Origin of the sequence: Paraburkholderia sp. SOS3 (assembly GCF_001922345.1) — a bacterium.
Taxonomy (GTDB): Bacteria; Pseudomonadota; Gammaproteobacteria; order Burkholderiales; family Burkholderiaceae; genus Paraburkholderia.
In genome coordinates this window covers 215,158-235,352 of sequence record NZ_CP018812.1, presented here as the reverse complement: position 1 = coordinate 235,352, position 20,195 = coordinate 215,158, and the positions used below count along the sequence as shown (strand labels likewise).

The 20,195-nt window shown below is 63.9% G+C and carries 16 protein-coding genes; 4 read left to right on the top strand and 12 right to left on the bottom strand.

Going from position 1 to position 20,195, the window contains the following annotated elements:
- The first annotated feature begins 335 nt into the window (after nucleotides 1-335).
- Nucleotides 336-3,995 carry an ATP-binding protein gene (locus tag BTO02_RS21105; RefSeq protein WP_198039300.1) on the top strand — a complete coding sequence of 1,220 codons (3,660 nt, stop codon included), beginning with the start codon at nucleotides 336-338 and terminating at the stop codon, nucleotides 3,993-3,995.
- A gap of 10 nt (nucleotides 3,996-4,005) precedes the next feature.
- On the opposite strand, the gene maiA is transcribed toward BTO02_RS21105, so the two are convergent.
- Nucleotides 4,006-4,683, bottom strand: coding sequence for a maleylacetoacetate isomerase (maiA, locus tag BTO02_RS21100; protein ID WP_075159211.1), 678 nt, complete (start codon nucleotides 4,681-4,683; stop codon nucleotides 4,006-4,008).
- Between the two features lie 185 nt (nucleotides 4,684-4,868).
- Here maiA and BTO02_RS21095 point away from each other — a divergent pair, with 185 nt between their 5' ends.
- The 3 genes from BTO02_RS21095 to BTO02_RS21085 all read left to right on the top strand — a co-directional run bounded on the left by BTO02_RS21095 (nucleotide 4,869) and on the right by BTO02_RS21085 (nucleotide 8,207).
- The gene (locus BTO02_RS21095) at nucleotides 4,869-5,975 is read left to right on the top strand and encodes a catalase family peroxidase (RefSeq protein ID WP_083615294.1); all 1,107 of its coding nucleotides are present in this window, start codon (nucleotides 4,869-4,871) and stop codon (nucleotides 5,973-5,975) included.
- Nucleotides 5,972-6,538: a cytochrome b gene (locus BTO02_RS21090; protein ID WP_075159210.1), complete on the top strand. Its 567-nt coding sequence runs from the start codon at nucleotides 5,972-5,974 to the stop codon at nucleotides 6,536-6,538. Before BTO02_RS21095 ends, BTO02_RS21090 begins: the two co-directional genes overlap by 4 nt.
- Before the next feature lie 259 nt (nucleotides 6,539-6,797).
- Nucleotides 6,798-8,207: an MFS transporter gene (locus tag BTO02_RS21085; protein WP_075159209.1), complete on the top strand. Its 1,410-nt coding sequence runs from the start codon at nucleotides 6,798-6,800 to the stop codon at nucleotides 8,205-8,207.
- On the opposite strand, the gene BTO02_RS21080 is transcribed toward BTO02_RS21085, so the two are convergent.
- From BTO02_RS21080 to BTO02_RS21030, 11 genes are all read right to left on the bottom strand, one after another.
- Nucleotides 8,110-9,078 carry a LysR family transcriptional regulator gene (locus BTO02_RS21080; protein ID WP_075159208.1) on the bottom strand — a complete coding sequence of 323 codons (969 nt, stop codon included), beginning with the start codon at nucleotides 9,076-9,078 and terminating at the stop codon, nucleotides 8,110-8,112. The genes BTO02_RS21085 and BTO02_RS21080 overlap by 98 nt on opposite strands.
- 137 nt (nucleotides 9,079-9,215) lie before the next feature.
- Complete coding sequence (locus tag BTO02_RS21075; RefSeq protein WP_075159207.1) at nucleotides 9,216-10,793, bottom strand: UbiD family decarboxylase; 1,578 nt, start codon at nucleotides 10,791-10,793, stop codon at nucleotides 9,216-9,218.
- 166 nt (nucleotides 10,794-10,959) lie between these two features.
- A complete protein-coding gene (locus BTO02_RS21070; protein ID WP_075159206.1) occupies nucleotides 10,960-11,685 on the bottom strand; it encodes an enoyl-CoA hydratase/isomerase family protein in 726 nt (241 codons plus the stop codon).
- 53 nt (nucleotides 11,686-11,738) lie between these two features.
- On the bottom strand, nucleotides 11,739-14,087 hold the full coding sequence (locus BTO02_RS21065; protein ID WP_075159205.1) for a xanthine dehydrogenase family protein molybdopterin-binding subunit: 2,349 nt from the start codon (nucleotides 14,085-14,087) through the stop codon (nucleotides 11,739-11,741).
- On the bottom strand, nucleotides 14,084-14,599 hold the full coding sequence (locus BTO02_RS21060) for a (2Fe-2S)-binding protein (RefSeq protein ID WP_075159204.1): 516 nt from the start codon (nucleotides 14,597-14,599) through the stop codon (nucleotides 14,084-14,086). The genes BTO02_RS21065 and BTO02_RS21060 overlap by 4 nt, the downstream gene beginning before the upstream one ends.
- 42 nt (nucleotides 14,600-14,641) lie before the next feature.
- Complete coding sequence (locus BTO02_RS21055) at nucleotides 14,642-15,127, bottom strand: SRPBCC family protein (protein ID WP_075159203.1); 486 nt, start codon at nucleotides 15,125-15,127, stop codon at nucleotides 14,642-14,644.
- Between the two features lie 73 nt (nucleotides 15,128-15,200).
- A complete protein-coding gene (locus BTO02_RS21050) occupies nucleotides 15,201-16,019 on the bottom strand; it encodes an FAD binding domain-containing protein (RefSeq protein WP_075159202.1) in 819 nt (272 codons plus the stop codon).
- A 48-nt stretch (nucleotides 16,020-16,067) separates the two neighbouring features.
- Complete coding sequence (locus BTO02_RS21045; protein WP_075159201.1) at nucleotides 16,068-16,844, bottom strand: alpha/beta fold hydrolase; 777 nt, start codon at nucleotides 16,842-16,844, stop codon at nucleotides 16,068-16,070.
- Entirely contained in the window at nucleotides 16,841-18,211 is a 1,371-nt protein-coding gene (gene fahA / locus BTO02_RS21040; protein WP_075159200.1) for a fumarylacetoacetase, read from the bottom strand. The genes BTO02_RS21045 and fahA overlap by 4 nt, the downstream gene beginning before the upstream one ends.
- Nucleotides 18,208-18,738, bottom strand: a complete 531-nt coding sequence (locus BTO02_RS21035; RefSeq protein ID WP_075159199.1) for a VOC family protein — start codon at nucleotides 18,736-18,738, stop codon at nucleotides 18,208-18,210. The genes fahA and BTO02_RS21035 overlap by 4 nt, the downstream gene beginning before the upstream one ends.
- A gap of 81 nt (nucleotides 18,739-18,819) precedes the next feature.
- A complete protein-coding gene (locus BTO02_RS21030; protein WP_075159198.1) occupies nucleotides 18,820-20,007 on the bottom strand; it encodes an FAD-dependent monooxygenase in 1,188 nt (395 codons plus the stop codon).
- Nucleotides 20,008-20,195: the final 188 nt, after the last annotated feature.

The following is a 20,195-nucleotide window of genomic DNA, read 5'->3' as shown; positions in this document are numbered from 1 at the left end:
GCCGGGCAGCATCTGCGCCGGTATTTATTGCGCTTTCAGCGACGCGAATGCGCCGCGTTTTATGCCGGCGCGAAAAAATAGCCCGTCCACAAGGGACGGGCCGCTAAAACGCCGTTGTTACTCGGGTCAGCCGGCCCGCACACACTTCGGGGCGCTGACGATTGCCATGCTGACGGCGCAATAAATTTTTGTCGAGGTGGGGCTTACGCCGATCCATCAGACATATCGGCGTCCCGTGCATCGAAACGACCTATAGTGGATTCACCGTGTTGCCCGCGAAAGGCCGCGCTCATGCTGCTTGCGATGGTATGCAGGCGAAGAGCGTGACGCGCGCCATGCCGCGGCCCACATACTTGCCCGATGCGATGCCCAACATCCTCGACCGCACGCAGCAGTCGCTCGCAGACGCATTCGCCTCGCTCGCCGCGAATGCGCGGCGCCAGCAACGCCTGTACATCGCGACGATTGCAGCGCTGATCGCGATCATCGCGATATCGGTCACGTTGCTCGCCACGCTTGCGATCGACAGGCAACTCGATATGCAGCGCAGAATCGGCGCGCAGAATGCATCCGACATTTCGTTGTTTCTGCATCGTTGTGTGTCGTTCCTGATCCGCAGCGAATTGACGGTGAAGTTCTATCGGCGGACGCTGGACGCGCATGATGCACCGGAAGACCTGGTTCGGCAGATCAGCCGGTCCGGCGTGGCGACGGGCCGGTCCGCAACGCTCGGTGTGCCCTTCGACGTGGTCGTTTCGGAGGCGACACGCAACGCATGGGGCGCCGATCTGGGCGCGCACCTGCGGCGCATCGCCGAAACCGCCGAATCGACGTTCATGACGCGCGAAGCATTCGGCTTGCCCTATCAAACGCTGTTGATCGGGCTCGATGGCGACTTCGCGGCGATCCTGCCGGCGCCTGGCATGCACACGAGTGCCCATGCGCCTTCGCTGACTTCCCGCACTGCGGCCGCGTTGCGCGAAGCGACGCTGGATGCACTCGCGGCGCAAACGGGCAAGCGCACGCTCGCGGCCGGCGAGCGTGCGCTTATCGGACCCTACGCGGACCCGCTGCTAGGCGTGCCCGTCGTGACCGCGCTCAGCATGCCGAGCGTGGACGGCAAACCCGTCATGCTGATCGCGATGACGGTCGACGCCAGTGCGATGCTCTCCGGGTTCGATCAACCACAGGGTTCGGCAACGCTATTGTTGGGCGAGGGCGGCAAGCGTTCGATCACAGCGAAGCCGGCGCTCGCGCCATCGACGCTGCAATGGCTGCGCGACGTCGCAAGCCACACACGCGTCGGCGTCATCCATTACGCGTGGCGCGGCGTCGTACTCGTCGATGCGGTGACACCCGGGCACGGCCTGCTGGTCAGCTATGTGCCGTGGCGTGCGGTGATTGCCGGCGCGGCACTGCAGCTGTTCTCCATCGTTGGGCTTGGACTGTTGATCGTGATCGCAATGGCGTTGACCGCGAAGTTCTGGGGCATGCGGTTGCTACGCGATTGGCACGACGAAGCGCGGCGCGCACTCGAGAACGAGACGATCAATCACATCGTCGTCAGTGCGACGCCGGTCGGGCTGTGCATCGTGAGGCAACAGGACTTTTCAGTGGCGGCATCGAACCAGCTTGCGCGCGATCTGATGCGCCTCGGCGACGCGGCGCATTTGCCGCCGCACATCGCGGCGGCCTATACGGAGCATAGTCTGCATGCGATTGCGTCCGCATCCGCCGCCGCCGGTGCATCGGCATCTGAATTTATCGTGGCCGCATTGCCGAGGCAGGCCGACGCATCGGGGGCATGGCACGCATCGTCCGCGCCGGACGCCACAATGCTGCAAATCAACTACGAAGCGGCGCGCCACGACAACGAAGACGTGCTGTTCTGCGCGATTCTCGATATCTCGGCCCGCTATGCGCTTGGTCAGCAACTGCGTGCGGCGCAACGCGAAACGGAAGCGATGATGCGCGCGCAAAGCAACTTCTTCGCCGCCATGAGCCACGAAATACGAACGCCGATGAATGCGCTGCTCGGCAATCTGGAGTTGCTGTCGTCGAGCCCCGGTCTCGAGCAGCATGAGCCGCGTGTGCGCGCGGTCGGCATGGCGGCGGACGGATTGCGCCGCATCGTCAACGATATTCTGGACTTCTCGAAGATCGATGCCGGCATGATGAAGCTCGTCAGCGAGCCGTTCAATCCGCTCGACGATCTCGAGAATCTCGCGCTGTCGTATGCGCCGCTGGCCGGCAAGCAGTCGCTGAATTTTTACGCCTATCTGTCGCCGGCTTTGAACCGTGTGTGGCAAGGCGACAGCACGCGCGTCGTGCAGATCGTCAATAACCTGCTGAGCAATGCGTTCAAGTTCACGTCGAGCGGCAAGATCGTGCTTGGCGCTCAGATACACACGGACGACGCGGGGCGCGACAGGCTTGTCTGTCGCGTCAGCGATTCCGGAATCGGCATGGATGCGCAACAGGTCGCGCGCATTTTCAAGCCTTTCGTGCAGGCGGAGCCCGGTACGGCGAGCCGCTTCGGCGGCACCGGGCTGGGCCTGTCGATCTGCGTGCGGCTCTCCGAACTGATGGGCGGAACGATCGCCGTGGAAAGCGTGCACGGCGTCGGCAGTGCGTTCACGGTGAGCTTGCCGCTCGCGATGCCTGCCGGTCACGATGAAAGCGTGGCGGCGCATCCCGCGGCGGCATCGGGTCCTGCGTCTGCGATGCGCGGCAGCGCTTTCGTTCTTTGCAAGGAACTGGCGGGGGCGAAGTGGTTCGACGAAGTATTGGCGCTGCAAGGATGGCAGGTGACCTGTGTAACGTCGCTCGATGCGGCGCCGAACTGGCTGCGTATCAACCGGCCAGCGTTCATGATCGTGACGGGCGAGTACGGCGAAGACGCCATCGCGCAACTGCGCGCGTGCCGCTCGGCCAATGTCGTGTGGATGACGCCCGCGGGTCCGCCTGGCGCCGCTGCACGTAGTGACGGTGTATGGGAAGTAACGGCATTTAGCCAACGCGCGCTAGGCGCGGCGATCGAGCGCGCAGTGAACGACGAGCAGCGCGACGAACAGCGCGACGAAGCATTGAACAATGATGCGTGCGGCGATGTGCAAGGCGATGCCGTGCCCGACGCGCCAAACTCGCTTGCGGCGCGCCGTGAACCGCAAACGCCCGCGTCGCCCGCATTGAACGACGCGCGCGAACAGCGTTCTTCCCGAACAGCCAGTGACGCGCAAGCGCCGGATTCCTTGGCGCTAACCGGCTTACGCGTGCTCGTGGCGGAAGACAACCCTCTGAATCAGGCGCTCATCACGGACCAGTTGACGGCGCTTGGCTGCGAGCCGATCGTCGTCGGCGACGGCAAGCAGGCGCTCGCCGTTCTTTCGCAGACCGAAGTCGATCTTGTGCTAACCGACATCCATATGCCGGAGATGGACGGATATGCGCTAATGTCGGCGCTGCGCGACGCGCATCCCGCGCTGCCGGTGACCGCATTCAGCGCGGTCACCGGAGCGGAGCAGGCGCAGGAATGGCGGCAGCGCGGCTTCGCCGGCTATATTCCGAAGCCCGCGTCGCTGCAGCAATTGCGAAGCGGCTTGCTCGCCCTATGGGATGCCGCGCCGGCAGCGCAGACACAACGTCATGCAGCAGATGCACCGCATCCGTTAGCAGCCCACGAAGAACCGCACACACTCGATGCCGTCGACAAGTCGCGTTACCTCGCCATGCTAAAGGACCACTTAAGCACCGATCTGCCGCGGCTCGCGGGCATCATCGACGCTTGCGACCGCTCGGCATTACGCGACTGGGCGCACAGTGCGGGCGGTGCATTCCTGATCGTGCACGAGCCGCAATTCGCCGACTGTTGCCGCGAGTTGCAGCGTATGTGCGATGGGGCGAGCACATGGACACCTGCAATCTCGCATGCCGCGCTGTCGCTGCACGACACATTGCGCAGCCACTTCGGCCTCGACGAACCGTCGTTGCACTGACGGTTTTGCATCAGCCTCGCATCGGCACCGGCGGTGCGCCGATCTGCCGGTATGGAGCGGCCTTCAGAAATGCCTCGTGCAGATCGCACTGCGCGATGATGCGGTCGACGGTGGGCGTATTCGGAATCGAGATCTGGAACACGCGCATCACCGCGATGATGCTTGCAAGCGCGATATCGGCGAACGTCGGCACATCGCCGTGACACCAGATGCCGGTGCCGGCTTCGGTGGCAAGACGCTTTTCCACGGCGCGAATTCCCGTGCCGAACCACTGGATCTGCCAGTCGCGCCATGCGGCGAGATCGAAGCCGCCGCGCTCCATCAGGTAGCTCTTCACACGAGGTACGACGAGCGGATGCGTATCCGCAGTGAGCATCGACGCGATGGAACGCACGCGCGCCCGCCCTTGGAGATCCGAGGGCAACAGAGGAGGATCGGGTTGCAGTTCCTCGAGATATTCGAGAATGGCGATCGATTGCGTGAGCGGCTGCTGCCCCGCTTCGATCAGTGTCGGCAGCGCGCCGAGCGGATTGACCTTGAGAAACTCAGGGGTGCGCTGCTGACCGGCGTCGAGATCGATGGTCATCTCTTCCGCATTCATATTCTTCAGGTTCAATGCGACGCGCACGCGATAGGTCGCTGACGATCGCCAGAAACCGAATAGTTCAAATTGGTTGCATTCAGACATGATGAGGTTTCCCCGGGACAAGTTCGAGCGTGCCTAGGATAAACGCGAGATCAATTGTTTGCATTGCTTCGTTAAGCGCCCATGTAAACGTTTAACCTTTCATTTGCACGACTTTGAGGGCGATGGAATAAACACGCGAAGCCTGTGTTCGCCCATTTGCAAATCTCACGCAAAGGGTAGGTTTCATGAACGAACGACCGTTTTCGTTGGCCGAACTCGCGCGCCATCCCGGTCAGCATCTCGGCGAAATCGGCAAGCTATGCGCAATCGGTGTCGTGGTGCTCGCGGTGGGCGGTGCCTTTGTCTACGTTGCGGGTTTTGCCGCGCCGGACAGGTTGAGCCCGCAACGCATCGTCAACAAATTCGAAACGTATGGCGGCGTGCATCCGGGTTTCAGACGCAATCACGCGAAGGGTGTATGTGTGGCCGGTTACTTCGAAGGCAACGGCAAGGCGTCCGGCATTTCGCGCGCGGAGGTATTCGATCCGGTGCGCACGCCGGTCATCGGGCGCTTTGCGATTCCCGGGCCAAACCCGGTTGCACCGGACGGGGGCACGCCGGTACGCAGCTTCGCGCTCGAATTCCAGTTGCCGAATCATGCGCAGTGGCGCACCGGAATGAACAATACGCCGGTTTTTGCAGTCAACACGCCGGAAGCATTCTACGAGCAGCTCGCGGCGGGCAAGCCCGACCCGGCAACGGGCAAGCCCGATCCGGCTAAACTGAAAGCGTTTTACGCCGCTCACCCTGAAACGCAACCGTTCCAGCAGTGGGTCAAGGCGCATTCGCCTTCGAGCAGCTTCGCGAATGCCGCGTATTACAGCATCAACGCGTTCCGGGCGATCGATGCGGATGGCAATACGTCGTTTATCCGCTGGGCGATGGTTCCCGAAGCGGCCTATGCGCCCGCGAAGCCAAGCGGCAATGCGCCGAACTATCTGTCCGGCGAGCTTTCGGACCGGCTCGCGCAAGGACCGTTGCGCTGGCATCTGATTCTGACGGTGGCCGCGCCCGGCGACGTGACGAACGACGCCACGCAGGCGTGGCCCGACGATCGCCGGCAGATCGATGCGGGAACGCTTACGATCGAGCACGAAACCGCGCAGGCCGATGGCGACTGTCGCGATATCAACTACGATCCGACCGTGTTGCCCGACGGGCTCAAGCCGTCCGACGATCCACTGCTCGCGGCGCGCTCGGCTGCCTACGCGGTATCGTTCAATCGCCGGATTCGCGAAGAAGCGCACGGGCCGGCGGCTCGGAAATCATCGATAGCAGAAGGGCATCAATGAAATCAGGTCATGCACATTTCAGTTTGCCGGCGCGCTTCTTCCATTGGCTGATGGCGCCGCTTGTCGTCGCGATGCTATTTATCGGCGTCGGTATGGTCGCAACCGTTTCGCGGCTGCATCTGACGTTGATCGCGATCCACCGGCCGCTCGGCATTGCGATTCTCTTGCTCGTCGTGCTGCGTCTGATCGTGCGTATCACGCACCGTCCGCCGCCGTTGCCGGGCGATATGCCGGGCTGGCAGCGCTGTGTTGCGCAAGGTTCGCACTGGCTGCTCTATCTCTTGCTGTTTGCGATGCCGCTGGTCGGCTGGTCGATGCTGTCGGCGGGCGGCTTTCCGGTGCATATGTTTCCGGGTTTCGATCTGCCGCCCATCGTCCCGCAGAGTCCGCGGCTCTACGCGTTCCTGCGCGGCGCGCATACGTGGCTCGCGATGCTGCTGTTTCTAAGCTTTCTCGGGCATCTGGCCGCGGCGATGTTCCATGGCCTGATTCGGCGCGATGGCGTGTTTTCGAGCATGGCACGCGGCAATCGGGCCGAGCCCGCGGTCGAGCGTCGCGGCTGAGCGTGGCTTGCCGTTCAGCCTGCCGTTCAGCCTCGAATTGAGTTTTTTTGAAGTTTGACGATTCATCGAATCGTTCGATCAACCAATCATGATTCGTTGATTCCCTTCGCTGGTGCGTTTCACTACACTCGTTGACGGCTTGCGGCCTGCTTCGTCAGGCCATCACAAACAGAAAGCTGCCCAACGAGACAAAATCCTGCGCTAAAGCGCAGGCGCACCGCTCGCCGATCGAGGCGACGCGCGCAGGGAGGAGACGAACATGACCGTGGTTTCAGATACCCACGACGGCGCCGGCACGGCTGCCAATCGCCGCCCCACCGTCGATGTTTCCGCGCTCGTCGAGCGACAGAAGCTCGGCGGGTTCGCAATCGGCCTGATTGCATGGTGTTTTCTGATCGTGCTGATCGACGGCTACGATCAGGTTGCCGTTGCCTACTCCGCTCCTGCATTGATCGCCGAGTGGCATACGGACGCCGCCGGTTTCGGACACGTCTTCGGCTTCGGATTGTTTGGCGTGCTGGTGGGATCGCTGCTGCTCGGCTTCAGCGGCGATCGCTTCGGCCGCCGGCGCACGATTATCTACGGCACGGTGCTATTCGGTGTCCTGACGCTGGCAAGCGCGCGCGCATCTTCGCTCGGCGAACTGACGTTGTTGCGTTTTCTCGCCGGCATCGGCATGGGCGGCGTCGTGCCGAACACCGTTGCGCTCGTGTCCGAATACGCGCCGAAGGCACGCCGCGCGACATGGATCACGCTGATGTTCTCCGGTTTTTCGATCGGCGCGGGAGGCGGCGGTGCGGTTGCTTCGTGGCTGTTGCCGCATTTCGGCTGGCAGGTCGTGTTTGTCGTCGGCGGCATCGCTGCGGTGGCGGTTGCGTTTGCATCGTTCGCGTTGCTGCCCGAATCGATCCGCTTTCTGATCATGAATGGGCGCGATCCTCAGCGTATCGCGCAGCTCGCGCGCCGTCTCGGCGCCGATCAGAACGCAAATGCCGATGCGCACTATGTGCTCGACGACGAATCGCAAACGCAGCGCGCAAGCGTCGCTGCATTGTTCGGCAATGAACTTCGCCGTATCACGCCGCTGCTGTGGATCGTGTTCGTGCTCAATTCGCTGGCGCTGCATTTTCTGCAGAACTGGTTGCCGATTCTGCTCGGCATGAGTCATCTCGAACCCGTGCGCGCCGCGCAGGTTGCGATGATGTTTCCGGTCGGCGGCACGGTCGGCGCGCTTGCCCTAAGCCGCTGCGTAGACCGCTACGGCATGGCTGTCGTGCTGACGCTCGCGGTGCTCGGTTGCCCGATCGCGGCCTCGCTCGGTATGCCGATGCCCGTCGCGCTGCTGTTTGCCGCGGTGTTTGCGAGCGGCGTCTGCGTGATCGGCACGCAGTTTGGACTGTATGCGGTGGCCGGGATCGTCTATCCGACGACGCTGCGTTCGGCCGGTGTCGGCAGCGCGATTGGCGTGGGCAAGTTGGGCTCGGTGGCCGGATCGATGCTCGGCGGCGTACTGCTTGCGATGCATTTGCCGCTTGGCCGGCTCTTCGTGAACGTGTCGGCGGTGTTCGTGTTTATCGCGCTGTTTTCCGCGCTGCTTGCGTGGTCGCAGCGGCTTGCGCGGCGAGTGCCGAAGGCCGTTGTTGAGCAGCCTGCGCAAACATTTCCGTGAACGCATCGAGCACCGACAGCGTATCGCGGCCGCTGCGCGTGATCCGGTAAAACGAGAACTCCACTTCCGGCCGTATCACGTCGATCTGCACGCGATAGTGCTTGCAGATGTGTTCGCAGAACGAAGGCATGACGGCGATGCCGAGGCCTTCGTGCGCCATTGCGATTGCAGTTTGCAGATGCCCGACCACCATGCGCCGGCTCACGGTTACTTCTTCTTTCGAGAGCGTCGCCTCGATCAGCCGTTGCAGCGGGTTGTCCTTCGGCAGAGTGATCAGCGGCAGCCCTTCGAGCGCGCTCCAGCGCACGCCATGCCGCTCGCGCGCTGCGGGGCCGCCCAGCGACATATCGCTTTCCGCGGATACGGCGACGAGCCGTGACGGAAACATCGGCACGCGGTCGATGCCGGAAAGCTGCGAGAAAAATATACCGAATGCCGCATCGAGGTCGCCGTCCTCGACCATCCGCAGCAACTCGCCAGGCGGCCGGTCGACGAGTTCGACGGTCGACGTCGGATAGGCAGCCGCGAAACGCCCGAGCACCTGCGGCATCAGGCTCGCGGCAATCATCGGCGTGCAGCCGAGCAGTAGCGATTCCTGCTTCTGGCGGCCGAGCTCGTTCAGTTCGACGACCGACTTTTCGAGCGTTTCCACGATTTTCATCGCGGTCGGATAGAACGCGCGGCCGGCTTCCGTCAGCGCGACGGTGCGCGTGGTGCGTTCCAGCAGACGGCATTGCAACTGGGTTTCGAGTTCCCGGATGATCGCGCTGAGCGCAGCCTGGCTCAGGTGCATGCTTTGCGCGGTTTTCGTGAAACTCGAGGCGTTCGCCACGCCGAGGAACACTTTCAGCTGCTTGATGGACAAATTCATATCTACGGCGACCCTTCGTTTCCGACCAACGGTTGCCGCAGATTCTATCCCGTTCGCTTCGTGCACAGAAGCATCGATTCGCAGACGCCATTGTTACTGCCGCATTTCACGCGGGTTTGGCGCCTGCGAGACCGATGTTACGAAAACGCGTACCGTCCTTCGCCGTCGCGAGTGATCGTGCGCGTCGCCTCGATGTCTTCGAGCCAGCGCACGACTTCGCGTCCGTCGCGAGTACCTGTCGCCGCCATCAGTTCTGCAAAGCGCTTCGGTCCGTCCTCGAGCGCGGCTTCGAGCGACTCGAAGCGCGCGCCCGCATATTGCGGCGGCGTCGGCACGCGATGCTCGAGCGGCCGCACCGCGCCGGGCGCGAGCAGCGGCAGCGTGAGATCGAAGCCCGCCTTCGCGGTGCTCGCCGTGCCGTGCGCGAGGCCATGCAGCGACGGATCGAGCGGCATCGCGCGCAAGCCGTTCTGCACGACGAGATCGCGGTCCGCCTGGAAACGCGTCGCGAGCGCCCAGTCCATCTGCTCTTCGGAAAAGATATCGATGTCCGGGTCGACGACGAACACGTGCTTGACGTTTGCGAGCGACGCGAACACCGCGGCGATCGCGTTGCGCGCTTCGCCCGGCACGCGCTGCTGCAGTGCGACGCGCACGTTGAACATGCCGCCTGTCGCTGCGCTGCAGTAGACGGCCTTCACTTCGCGCACGGCGGTTTCGAGCGCGCGCCACACGGTCACTTCGGTGCGCAGCGCGGCGAGCTGGGCCGTATCGGTGCGCGCCATCGCGCGCCCGCCGATCGTGCAGGTCTGGAACACCGCGTCGCGGCGGTGCGTGATCGCGGTCAGATGGAAGACGGGGTTGGTCTTGACGCCGCCGTAGTAGCCGAGGAATTCGCCGTACGGGCCTTCGGGCTCCGCGTGGCCGCGCTCGTCGAGATAGCCTTCGAGAATGAATTCCGCGTCGGCGGGGACGAGCAGATCGTTCGTCACGCATTTGACGACGCCCATCGGCGTGCCGCGCAATGCCGCGACGAGTTCGAGCTCGTCGGCGGGAATGCGCATCGTCGCGCCGACGTGATCGACCGGATGCGTGCCGACCGCGAACGCGATCGGCAGACGCTCGCCGCGCTTCGAATGCGCAATGCTGATCGCGCGCAGATCGGACGGCGCGACGAGGTCGACGCCCGCTGTGCGACGGCCGCGCAGCATGAGCCGGCGAATGCCGACGTTGGTCCAGCCCGTTTCAGGATCGACGGCGAAATCGATGGACGCGGAAATATACGGCGCGCCGTCGAGATCGTGCTGCAAATGTACGGGCAGCGCGGTGAAGTCGCATGCCTCGCCGGTCAGCACGACCTGCTGGACGGGCGCTTCCTCGCGCGTGACCTCGACGAGCTTGCCTTTGACTGCGAGCCGCTCGCGCACGGTGGCGAGCAGGTTCTGCGGCGTCGTATCGAATGCTTGCGCGAGGCGCGTGCGGCCTGCGGCAACGCTGCCCGCCAGCGAAAAACTGCTGCCGCCCGGCTGCTTGAACCACACCGCGCGCGGGTTGCCTTCCATGATCCCGGCAACGTCCGCGAGATCGACCGGCTCTTCGCGCGGTTCGAGTTCGTCTTCGCCGAGCGCTTCGAGAAAGCGTCGCAGGCGGAACTGTTCGAGGTCCGGGGCCGCCGCGCCTTGCACGGTGGAGGGGATGACTGTCTTCGGTCTCAAGGGAGGGTCCTCGTGCGATGCGTATGGGTAAGTCGTGCGTATGCTTATGGGCTACTGATGGACTGCTTGCGGTTTGCTTGTAGGCCCCTTGTGTCCTGCTTGTGTGCTGCTTGTGTCGTTCGGGCACGCCGTCTTGCGCCTGCAGCGTGCCGCTTCGACCGGAAAATCAGAAGCGCGCCGACAGCGCCGTCGCGGCGAGGTGCGCGGCGAAACCGCTCGCGCCCGACGCAGGCATTTCCGGCGCGAGATGCAAGAACTGCTTGACCGCGCGCAACGTGACGGCGCTGCAGCCAAGCAGCGTCTGCGTGAGCGTTTGCGCGGCCGCATCGAGTTCGCTCGCGGCAACCACGCGGCTCACGAGCCCCGCATGCAGCGCTTCGGTGGCGCTCAGCCGTTCGCGGCTCAGCACCATATGTGCGACGGTCTTGATCGGCACGCGGCCGATCAAGGCGGACATCACGAGCGTCGGCGGAATGTCGCGCTCCATTTCGGGGATCTGGAACACGGCGCTGTCGGCCGCGAGCGCGATGTCGCAGACACCGGCGAGCGCACAACCGACGCCGATCGCCTCGCCGCGCACGACGGACACCACCGGCACGCGCACTGCCTTCAACGCGTCGTACAACGCGAGCGGCGGCGCGGCGACCACGCGCCGCAGCGTCTCCGCGGATGGCTTGGCGTCGGCGGGCGGCATCGGCGACTGGCGGCCCTTGCAAAAATCGGCGCTGCTGCTGACGATGCGCACGAGCTTGACATCGTCGTCAATATTCGACACCGCGGCGATAATCGCCTCGCTCATCTCGGCGTTGATCAGATTGCCGTTTTCCGGCCGGTCGAGCACGATGTCGACGAGCGGACCGTCGCGCCTGATTGCAACGAATTCAGTGGACATGCTGCAGGTTCCTTGTGTTCGGTTCAGAGCCACGCTTCTACGTGGTGCGACTTTTACGCGGCGTCGCGATGGATGTACTCCCAGACGATCTTCGGCGTGGCCGGCATGTCGAGCTCTTCGTCGCCGATCTCTTTCAGCGCGTCGGCCAGCGCATTGAAGATCGTCGCCGTGGCCGGCGTAATGCCGCTTTCGCCGCCGCCTTTCACGCGCAGCGGGTTGCCGTGCGTCGGGTCTTCGGTCAGCTCGACGCGCAGCGGCGGCACGACACCGGCGCGCGGCATGCCGTAATCCATATACGAGCCGGTCAGCACCTGGCCCGTTTCGCGGTCCACGTAGCAGGTTTCCGAGAGCGCCTGGCCGATTCCTTGTGCGAGGCCGCCATGCACCTGACCTTCGACGATCAGCGGGTTGATCGGCTGGCCGACATCGTCGACCGACGTGTAGTTGACGAGCGTGACGACGCCGGTATCGGGATCGACTTCGAGTTCGCAGATCGCGGAGCCGGTTGGATGCGCGGGCACGCGTGTATTGACTTCCGCTTCCGCATAGAGCTTTTTCTTGCCGGGCTCGCCCGGCATGCCGTCGCTCGCCACGCGGCGCGCGATTTCGAAGAGGCTTGCGCGGCGGCTCGTCGTCGAATCGACAAAATGGCCGTCGGCGAATTCGACCTTGTTTTCCGCGATATCGAAGAGCGCGGCGGCAACGCGCTTGCCGGTCGCAATGATCTGCGCGGCGGTATCGACGAGCAGCATGCCGCCGAGGCGCATCGTGCGGTCCGAGTGGCTGCCGCCGCCGACGCTGACGAATGCGGTGTCGCCGGTGCGCAGCTTGACCGCCGACATCGGCACGCCCAGATGTTGCGCGATGACCTGCGCGAACGTGGTTTCGTGGCCTTGCCCTGTCGATTGCGTGCCCGACACGATCTCGATGTGGCCGCTTTCCTGTTCTCCGGGCAGCACCGTCAGCTCGATCCGCTCGCGCGGCGCACCGACCGGCGACTCGATGTAGTTCGCGAGCCCGATGCCGCGCAGCTTGCCGCGTGCGCGCGATTGCGCGCGGCGCGTTTCGAACGTGCTCCATTCGGCCAGCGTGAGCGCGCGTTCCATATTGCGCGAAAACTCGCCGCTGTCGTAAGTGAGGCCCATCGCGCTGCGATAAGGCAGCTTTTCGTGTGCGATCAGATTGCGCCGGCGAATCTCCGTGCGGTCGATGCCGAGTTGCGCGGCGGCGATATCGAGCATGCGCTCGATTACATGGTGCGCCTCGGGCCGGCCCGCGCCGCGGTATGGCGCGGTCGGCACCGTGTTGGTCAGCACCGCGCTCACATGCACGGCCGCGACCGGCACATCGTAGACGGTCGTCATGATGCGCGTTCCATTCGACATCGGCACATACGACACCGTATGCGCACCGACATTGCCGATCCATTCGTTGTCGATCGCGAGAATGCGGCCGTCTTTCGAAAAACCGATCGTCGAACGAATGATCTGGTCGCGGCCCTGATAGTCGGACAGAAACGCTTCGCTACGATCGCTGGTCCATTTGACGGGACGTCCGATGCGGCGTGCGGCCCACACGACCGCGAGCTGCTCGACGTAGACGAACGAGCGCGGCCCGAAGCCGCCGCCGGTGTCCGGGCATACCACGCGCACCTGCGAGGGCGGCACCTTCAACGCGCCGGCGAGCACGAGTTTCTGACGCACGGCGCCCTGGCTGCCCGAGATAAGCGTGTAGGTGCCCGTTTGCGCATCGTAGTCGCCGATCGCGCTGCGCGGCTCCATCTGGCAATTGACGAGCCGGCTATGGTGAAACTCGCGTTGCACGACATGGTCGGCCGTCGCGAGAATGCGGCGCGCTTCGTCGCGATCGCCGATTTGCGTCTGGAAACACAGGTTGCCGGGCGCGCCGTCCCACAACTGCGGCGCACCTTCCTGCATCGCATCGGCGCCATTGACGACGGCGTCGAGCACGTCGTAGTCGACCTCGATCATCTCGGCCGCATTGCGCGCCTGCAGCGGCGTTTCGGCGATGACCATCGCGACTGCCTCGCCGACATAGCGAACGCGATCGACAGGCAGCGGAATATGCAGCTGATTGAAGATCGAACCGGTCAGCGACGTGGCAAATGCCTTTTTCGTCGCATCGACGGCGTCGATCGGATTCGGTACATGGTCGCAGCCGATCAAACCGTCGTCGACGTAGTCCTGGCCGACGAGCACCGCGACGACGCCGGGCGCCTCGCGCGCCGCGCTCGTGTCGATCGAGTTGAGTGCCGCATGGGCGTGCGGCGAACGCAAAAAGGCCGCGTGAAGCTGGCCTTCGACGCGAAAATCGTCGGTGTACTGTCCTTTGCCGGTGACGAAGCGCTGGTCTTCGACACGCGGTATCGGTTTGCCGATCATGAGTGCTGTTCCTCCCGATGCGCGGCGCCTGCCGCATGCTCCGGGTACATCTCGCGCGCCGCGTGCCTCACGGCTTCGATGATGTTCACGTAGCCCGTACAACGGCAGATGTTGCCTTCGAGGCTGTGGCAGATGCTCGCTTCGTCGAGAGCTGGCGCTTCGCGCAGATAGAAATCGCACGACATGATCATGCCCGGGGTGCAAAACCCGCATTGCAGGCCGTGGCATTGCACGAATGCGTTTTGCACCGGGTGCAGGCCTGTTGTTTCGTTCGGCTTCAACCCTTCGACGGTGACGACGCGGCCGCCGCTTGCCTGCGCGGCGAGCACCGTGCACGACTTCACGGAAACGCCGTCGAGATTGACCGTGCATGCGCCGCACTGGCTCGTGTCGCAGCCGACGTGCGTGCCGGTCAGGCGCAGCGTCTCGCGCAGAAATTCGACGAGCAGCATCTGGTCCGGTACTTCATGCCGGACATCGACGCCGTTCACCTGCAACTGAACTTCAACCATGATTCACCTGTTCCTTGCTATAACGGTCGCACGCGGGGACGCTTACTTCGCTGCAGCGCTGGGTTCTTCAGCGTCCGCGCTCATCGATGCGCTCATCGTCGTGTTGAACCGCTTGAAAAATTCCGCCGCGAGCTTGTTCGCCACCGACGTAACGAGCCGCGAACCGATCTGCGCGAGCTTGCCGCCCACCTGGGCTTCAGCGACATACGTGAGCAACGTGCCGCCTTCTTCGGCGTCCGCAAGCGTGACGGTCGCAGTCATCTTGCCGAAGCCTGCAATGCCGCCTTCGCCCTGGCCTGCAATCTTGTAGCCGTTCGGCGCATCGCGCTCGGACAGCAGCAGCGTGCCCTTGAAGCGCGCCTTGACGGGCCCGACCGAGGCGACCACGACGGCCTTGAACTCGTCGTCGCTTTCGGCGGTAAAGGCTTCGCAGCCCGGCACGCAGGCCTGCAGCACGGCTGCGTCGTTCAGGCCACGCCATACGTGTTCGCGCGATGCAGCGATGGTTTGCGATCCGGTGAATTCCATGTGTTTGTCTCCTGGCGGCAAGGCGATGAGCGTGCGCGCTTCAGCGCGTACTCCCGGCCATACAAAGGTTGCGTTAGGCGCGCGGGCGCAGCGGCTGCGCGAGCAGCGTCTGCAATGCGCGGCGCGCGTAGGTTTCGATCAGGTGCGCGCGATAGGCAGCCGACGCGTTTGGATCGTCGGGCAGTGTCGACGTGTCCATTTTCACGGGCGCCAGCGATGCTTCGGAAAGCTCGCGAGTCAGCGCCTCCTCGGCGTCGTGCCAGCGGAATACCGATGCGCCGGCACCCGTTACACCGACACGCACAGCGTCGTCGTACTGCGCGATGAATACGCCGACCACCGCATAACCCGAGGCCGGCTGCCGGAACTTCGCATACGCGCCGCGCAGCGGAATCGCGTATTCGATCGCGGTGACGAGTTCGTCGGGCGCGAGCGCGGTTTCGAACGTATCGACGAAGTAGTCGTCGGCGGCAATACGACGCCCGGACGTGACGACGTGCGCGTTCAGCGCCATGACGGCGGCCGGATAGTCGGCGGCGGGGTCGTTGTTCGCGACCGAGCCGCCCATCGTGCCGCGATTGCGCACTTGCGGGTCGGCGATCACGTTCGCGAGCTGCGCAAGCGCGGGAATGGCGTCGGCGACGAGCGGCGCAGCGGCGACTTCCGCATGGCGCGTCAACGCGCCGATGCGCAGCACGCCGTTTTCGACCGCGATGCCGCGCATCGCGTCGATACGCGTGAGATCGATCAGATGGGACGGCGCCGCGAGCCGCTGCTTGAGCGTCGGAATTAGCGTCATGCCGCCCGATAGCGGCCGCGCTTCGTCATGTTCGCGCAGCCACGCGACGGCTTCTTCGAGCGTCGATGCGCGCAGATAGGTGGTCTCGTACATGAAGTCTCCTGCGGTCGCACGCCGGACCACGGCGCGCAGCCGGTGTTGCTACGTCGTTTGTTTCAGCCAGTCTTCCAGCTTCGTTGCAAGCGCAACGGGTACTTCGTACATCGCGTAGTGGCCCGCATTCGCGAGCGTTTCGAGCGTTGCGTGCTCGTACCACGCGAGCCATGTGCGATTCATCAGATCGGCGGTCAGTGTCGGATCGTGCTCGCCGATAAAAAGCTTGACTGGCACCTGTGCGGCCGCGCTTCCTGCAAGTTCGGCCGAGAAATCGCGCGTCGCCCATTCGGGAAGATAGCCGGCGAACGCCTCGCGGCGCGACAGCCGCATCGATTCGTTCGCAAGATGCGAACTCCAGCGCGGCGTGAGTCGATTACCGGTTGAAAAGGCAATGATGCCTGCGCGTTTTGACACATCGTTGATGGTCGCACTGAAGCCTGCGAGGCGCGCCGCATCCATCCGCGAACCGCATGCGGGCACCGCCGAGATGCCGGCCATCCGCTCGATCCGCTGCGGCGCCGCGAGCAGCACGCGCTGCATGGCCATGCCGCCCATCGAATGCCCGATCAGGCTGAAGCGCGGCCAGTCGAGATGATCGGCAAGCGCGAGCACGTCGCTTGCCGCTTCGGCGAACGTGAAAGCGCCGTCGCGTTCGAGCGATTCGCCGTAGCCGCGATAGTCGAAGAAAGCGTACGTGAACGTGTCGGTGTCGAGCGCCGGTGCGAGCGTTTGCCAGTCGGCCGAACTGCCGAACCAGCCAGACAGTGCGATCACTTTGCGCGGGCCATGACCGACCTGCACATATCCGTTCAGAGCGGTCATACGTGGGCCTCGCTGCGCGCTGGCGTCGTTCCGGTCGGGCGCGACGTATCGAATGCCGGCGCAATCGTGCCGCGGCATTCGCCGAAGCCGATCGTCACGGCGCCCGGTTGCACGGCGCGTGCATGGAAAATCACTTCGTCGCCGTCTTCGAGCGCGGTGCGCGTTTCGCCGTTCGGCAACTGCAGCGGATCTTTGCCCGCGTTCGTCAGCTCGGTCAAACATGCGCGCGAAAGATCGTCGGCGCCGGAAATCGTACCGCTGCCGAGCAGATCGCCAGTGCGCAGATTGCAGCCGTTGCTCGTGTGATGTGCGACCATCTGCGCGAACGTCCAGTACAGATTGTCGAGATGCGTGCGCGTGATGCGCATTGGCGCAGCGCCCGCGGCACGCAGTTTCGCGGTCGAGAGGAACGCGTCGAGCTCGATGTTCAGGCCGCCGGTTCGCTGGTCGAAGGAGCCGTTCAGATGCGGCATGATGACGGGATCGCCCGCAGCACGCGCAGGCGCCGGTTTGCGGAACGGCGCGAGCGCCTCCGCGGTGACGATCCACGGCGAGAGGCTCGAGTGAAAGCTCTTGCCAAGGAACGGCCCGAGCACCTGCTCGAACCACTGAATGCTTTTCGCGGACCAGTCGTTGAGCAGGCAGTAGCCGAAGATGTGCTGGTGTGCGTCGTCGATCGCGACGGGTTGCGTCAGCGCGTTGCCGCGGCCGATAAACGCGGCGAGTTCGAGTTCGAAATCTAGCGCGGGTGCCGGGCCAAAACGCACATTGCCCTGTGCATCGCGATACTGACCGTGCGGGCGGCGCACGTCGCCGCCGCTCACGCGCAGCGACGATGCACGGCCGTGGTACGCGATCGGCAGCGATTTGAACGCGGCGGGCAGCGGATCGGCGAGACCCTTGTAGCGGCCGTGCCGTTCGGTGTGATGCAGCGACGTCAGGAAATCGGTGTAGTCGCCGATCTCGCACGGCAGCCGCATCGTCACGTCGGCCATGCGTGGCAGCAGGGCAGCCGCGAGCGCCTGCGCCTGCGACAGCATCGGCGAATCGCTGCGCAACAGCGCGGAGAGTGCGCGGCGCAGCGCGCTCAGATAACGGCGTTCGAGCGCCATCAGGCGGTTCAGCGTGCCATCGCCGCAAGCGGCGGCTGCGCACGCGATTGCGGCATCGCCGTCGAACAGTGCCGCATCGTGCAGCGCCTGCAAATCGACGATGCGATCGCCGATCGCCACGCCGGTGCGAGCGTTGCCGTCGCGCTCGAATGCGCCGAACGGCAGGTTTTGAATCGGGAAGTCCGCGCCGGGCAGATTGGCCGATTCGACCCAGCTGCGCAGAGCGGGGTCGTGAGTGGAATTCAGCTCGCTCATGCGGCGCGTGTCTCCAATGCTGCTTTTTTCTGTTCCGCGGTCCACGCATCGAGCGTGCCGCGAGCGCGTAGTTTAAAGCCTTCGAGCGTGGCGGCATCGGCGACGACCGTGGTCAGTTCGACACGCAATCCGTTCGGATCGAAGAAATAGATCGAGCGCACGAAGTGGTGATCGGTCACGCCGAGCACCTCGATGCCATTCTCGACGAGACGCTGCTTCATCGTTTCGAGCTCGTCGAGCGACGCAACGCGAAACGCGATGTGATTGACCCACGCGGGCGTGTTCGGCGACGGCAGCGCCGCCGTATTGTCTCCGAGATCGAAGAACGCGATGTTCGACCCGTCCGCGAGTTCGAAGAACAGATGCACGTACGGACAGTACTCGCCGGTGCTCGGCACGCGGTCGAGCCGGATCACGTGCGTGAGCGGCAGGCCGAGGATGTCTTCGTAGAAATGACGCGTCTCCTCGGCATTGCGGCAACGCCACGCAAAGTGGTGCAGTCCGAGGACGGCGGGTATCGTGGCCATCTATCGTCTCCTTTGTGCTGTAGCCGGAGTGGCGCTCGTGCGCTTACTCCGGCTTTCGCCCGCGAGGGCAGGCGGCTGAAATCAGACTTCGACCGTATCGACGTTGTATTCGAACAGCCAGTTATAGCGCTCTTTCACGCGCTCCTCGCTCCATTCGCGGTCGACGTATTCGGCCGCGCCTTCGGCGTGCGCAAGTTGCGGATTGTGAAAGCGCGTCGCGTTGGCGGCCGAGCCGCGCACGACCCGCGCGGTGCGGTCGAGACGCAACGCTTCGTAACGCTCGAGCGCGCGCGGCAGGTCGCCCGCGTAGCGTTCGAGGCAGCGCGCGATCAGATAACCGTCTTCGATCGCCATGCCGGCGCCTTGCGCGAGGAACGGCAACGTCGGATGGCATGCATCGCCGAGCAGCGTCGCGTTACCGGAACTCCAGCGCGTCATCGGTTCACGCACCATCAGCGCCCACTTGTAAGGAATATCGATCGCGGAAATCAGCGCGCGCACGTCGTCGTGCCAGCCCTCGAAATCTTTCAGGCATTCGTCGAGCGTACCGCGTTCGGACCACGATTCGACCTGCCACCCGTCACGCTCGACCGCGCCGACGAAGTTCACGAGCTTGTGGCCGCGCAACGGATAGTGAATGACGTGCGCGCCCGGTCCAACCCAGTTCGTGCCGTAAGCGGTGCGCAAATGTTCGGGCAGTTTTTCCGCTTCGATCACGCCGCGCCAGGCCATCACGCCCGAATAGACGGGTTCGTCGGGGCCGAACAGCGCGCGCCGCACGCGCGAGTGCACGCCGTCCGCGCCGATCAGCAGATCGGCCTCGTAGACGTTGCCCTGAACCGTGGTGACCTCGACCGTCCCGCCGCTTTGCTTGATGCCTTCTACCTTTTCGCCGAGGCGGATCGCGTTCGGCGCGAGCGCATAGACCGCGTCGGCGAGCCCTTGGTGCAGGTCGGCGCGGTGCAGCGTGAAGTACGGATAGCCATAGATCTCCCGCGACGCCGCGCCGAGATCGAAGAGGCGCCACGACTGGCCGGTGTTCCACAGCCGCACGCGCTTGCCGGGCGGCTCGCACGCAAGGCCCTCGAGCGTGTCGCCGACGCCGATCTGGTAAAGCACGCGCGTCGCATTCGGGCTCAACTGCACGCCGGCGCCGATCTCCTTGAGCGCCTGCGCCTGCTCGAGAATCGTGACGTCGAAGCCCTTCTTCAGTAACGCAACGCCGGCCGTCAGCCCGCCGATTCCGGCTCCCGCAATGACTATCTTCATTCGTCGAATCAACCTCTTTTCGTGTTGGGCGTGTTTTATCGGGTTAATTTATCAATCCATCGATAAATCTTTTTAATGCCGTTTTAATGGATTACCCGTTGAAACCGAAATGAACTTTAAAACAACGCCTGACACTTAAGAAGCAAAAGAATCCGAACGAATCATCGAGCAATTTTGTTAATTGCGGC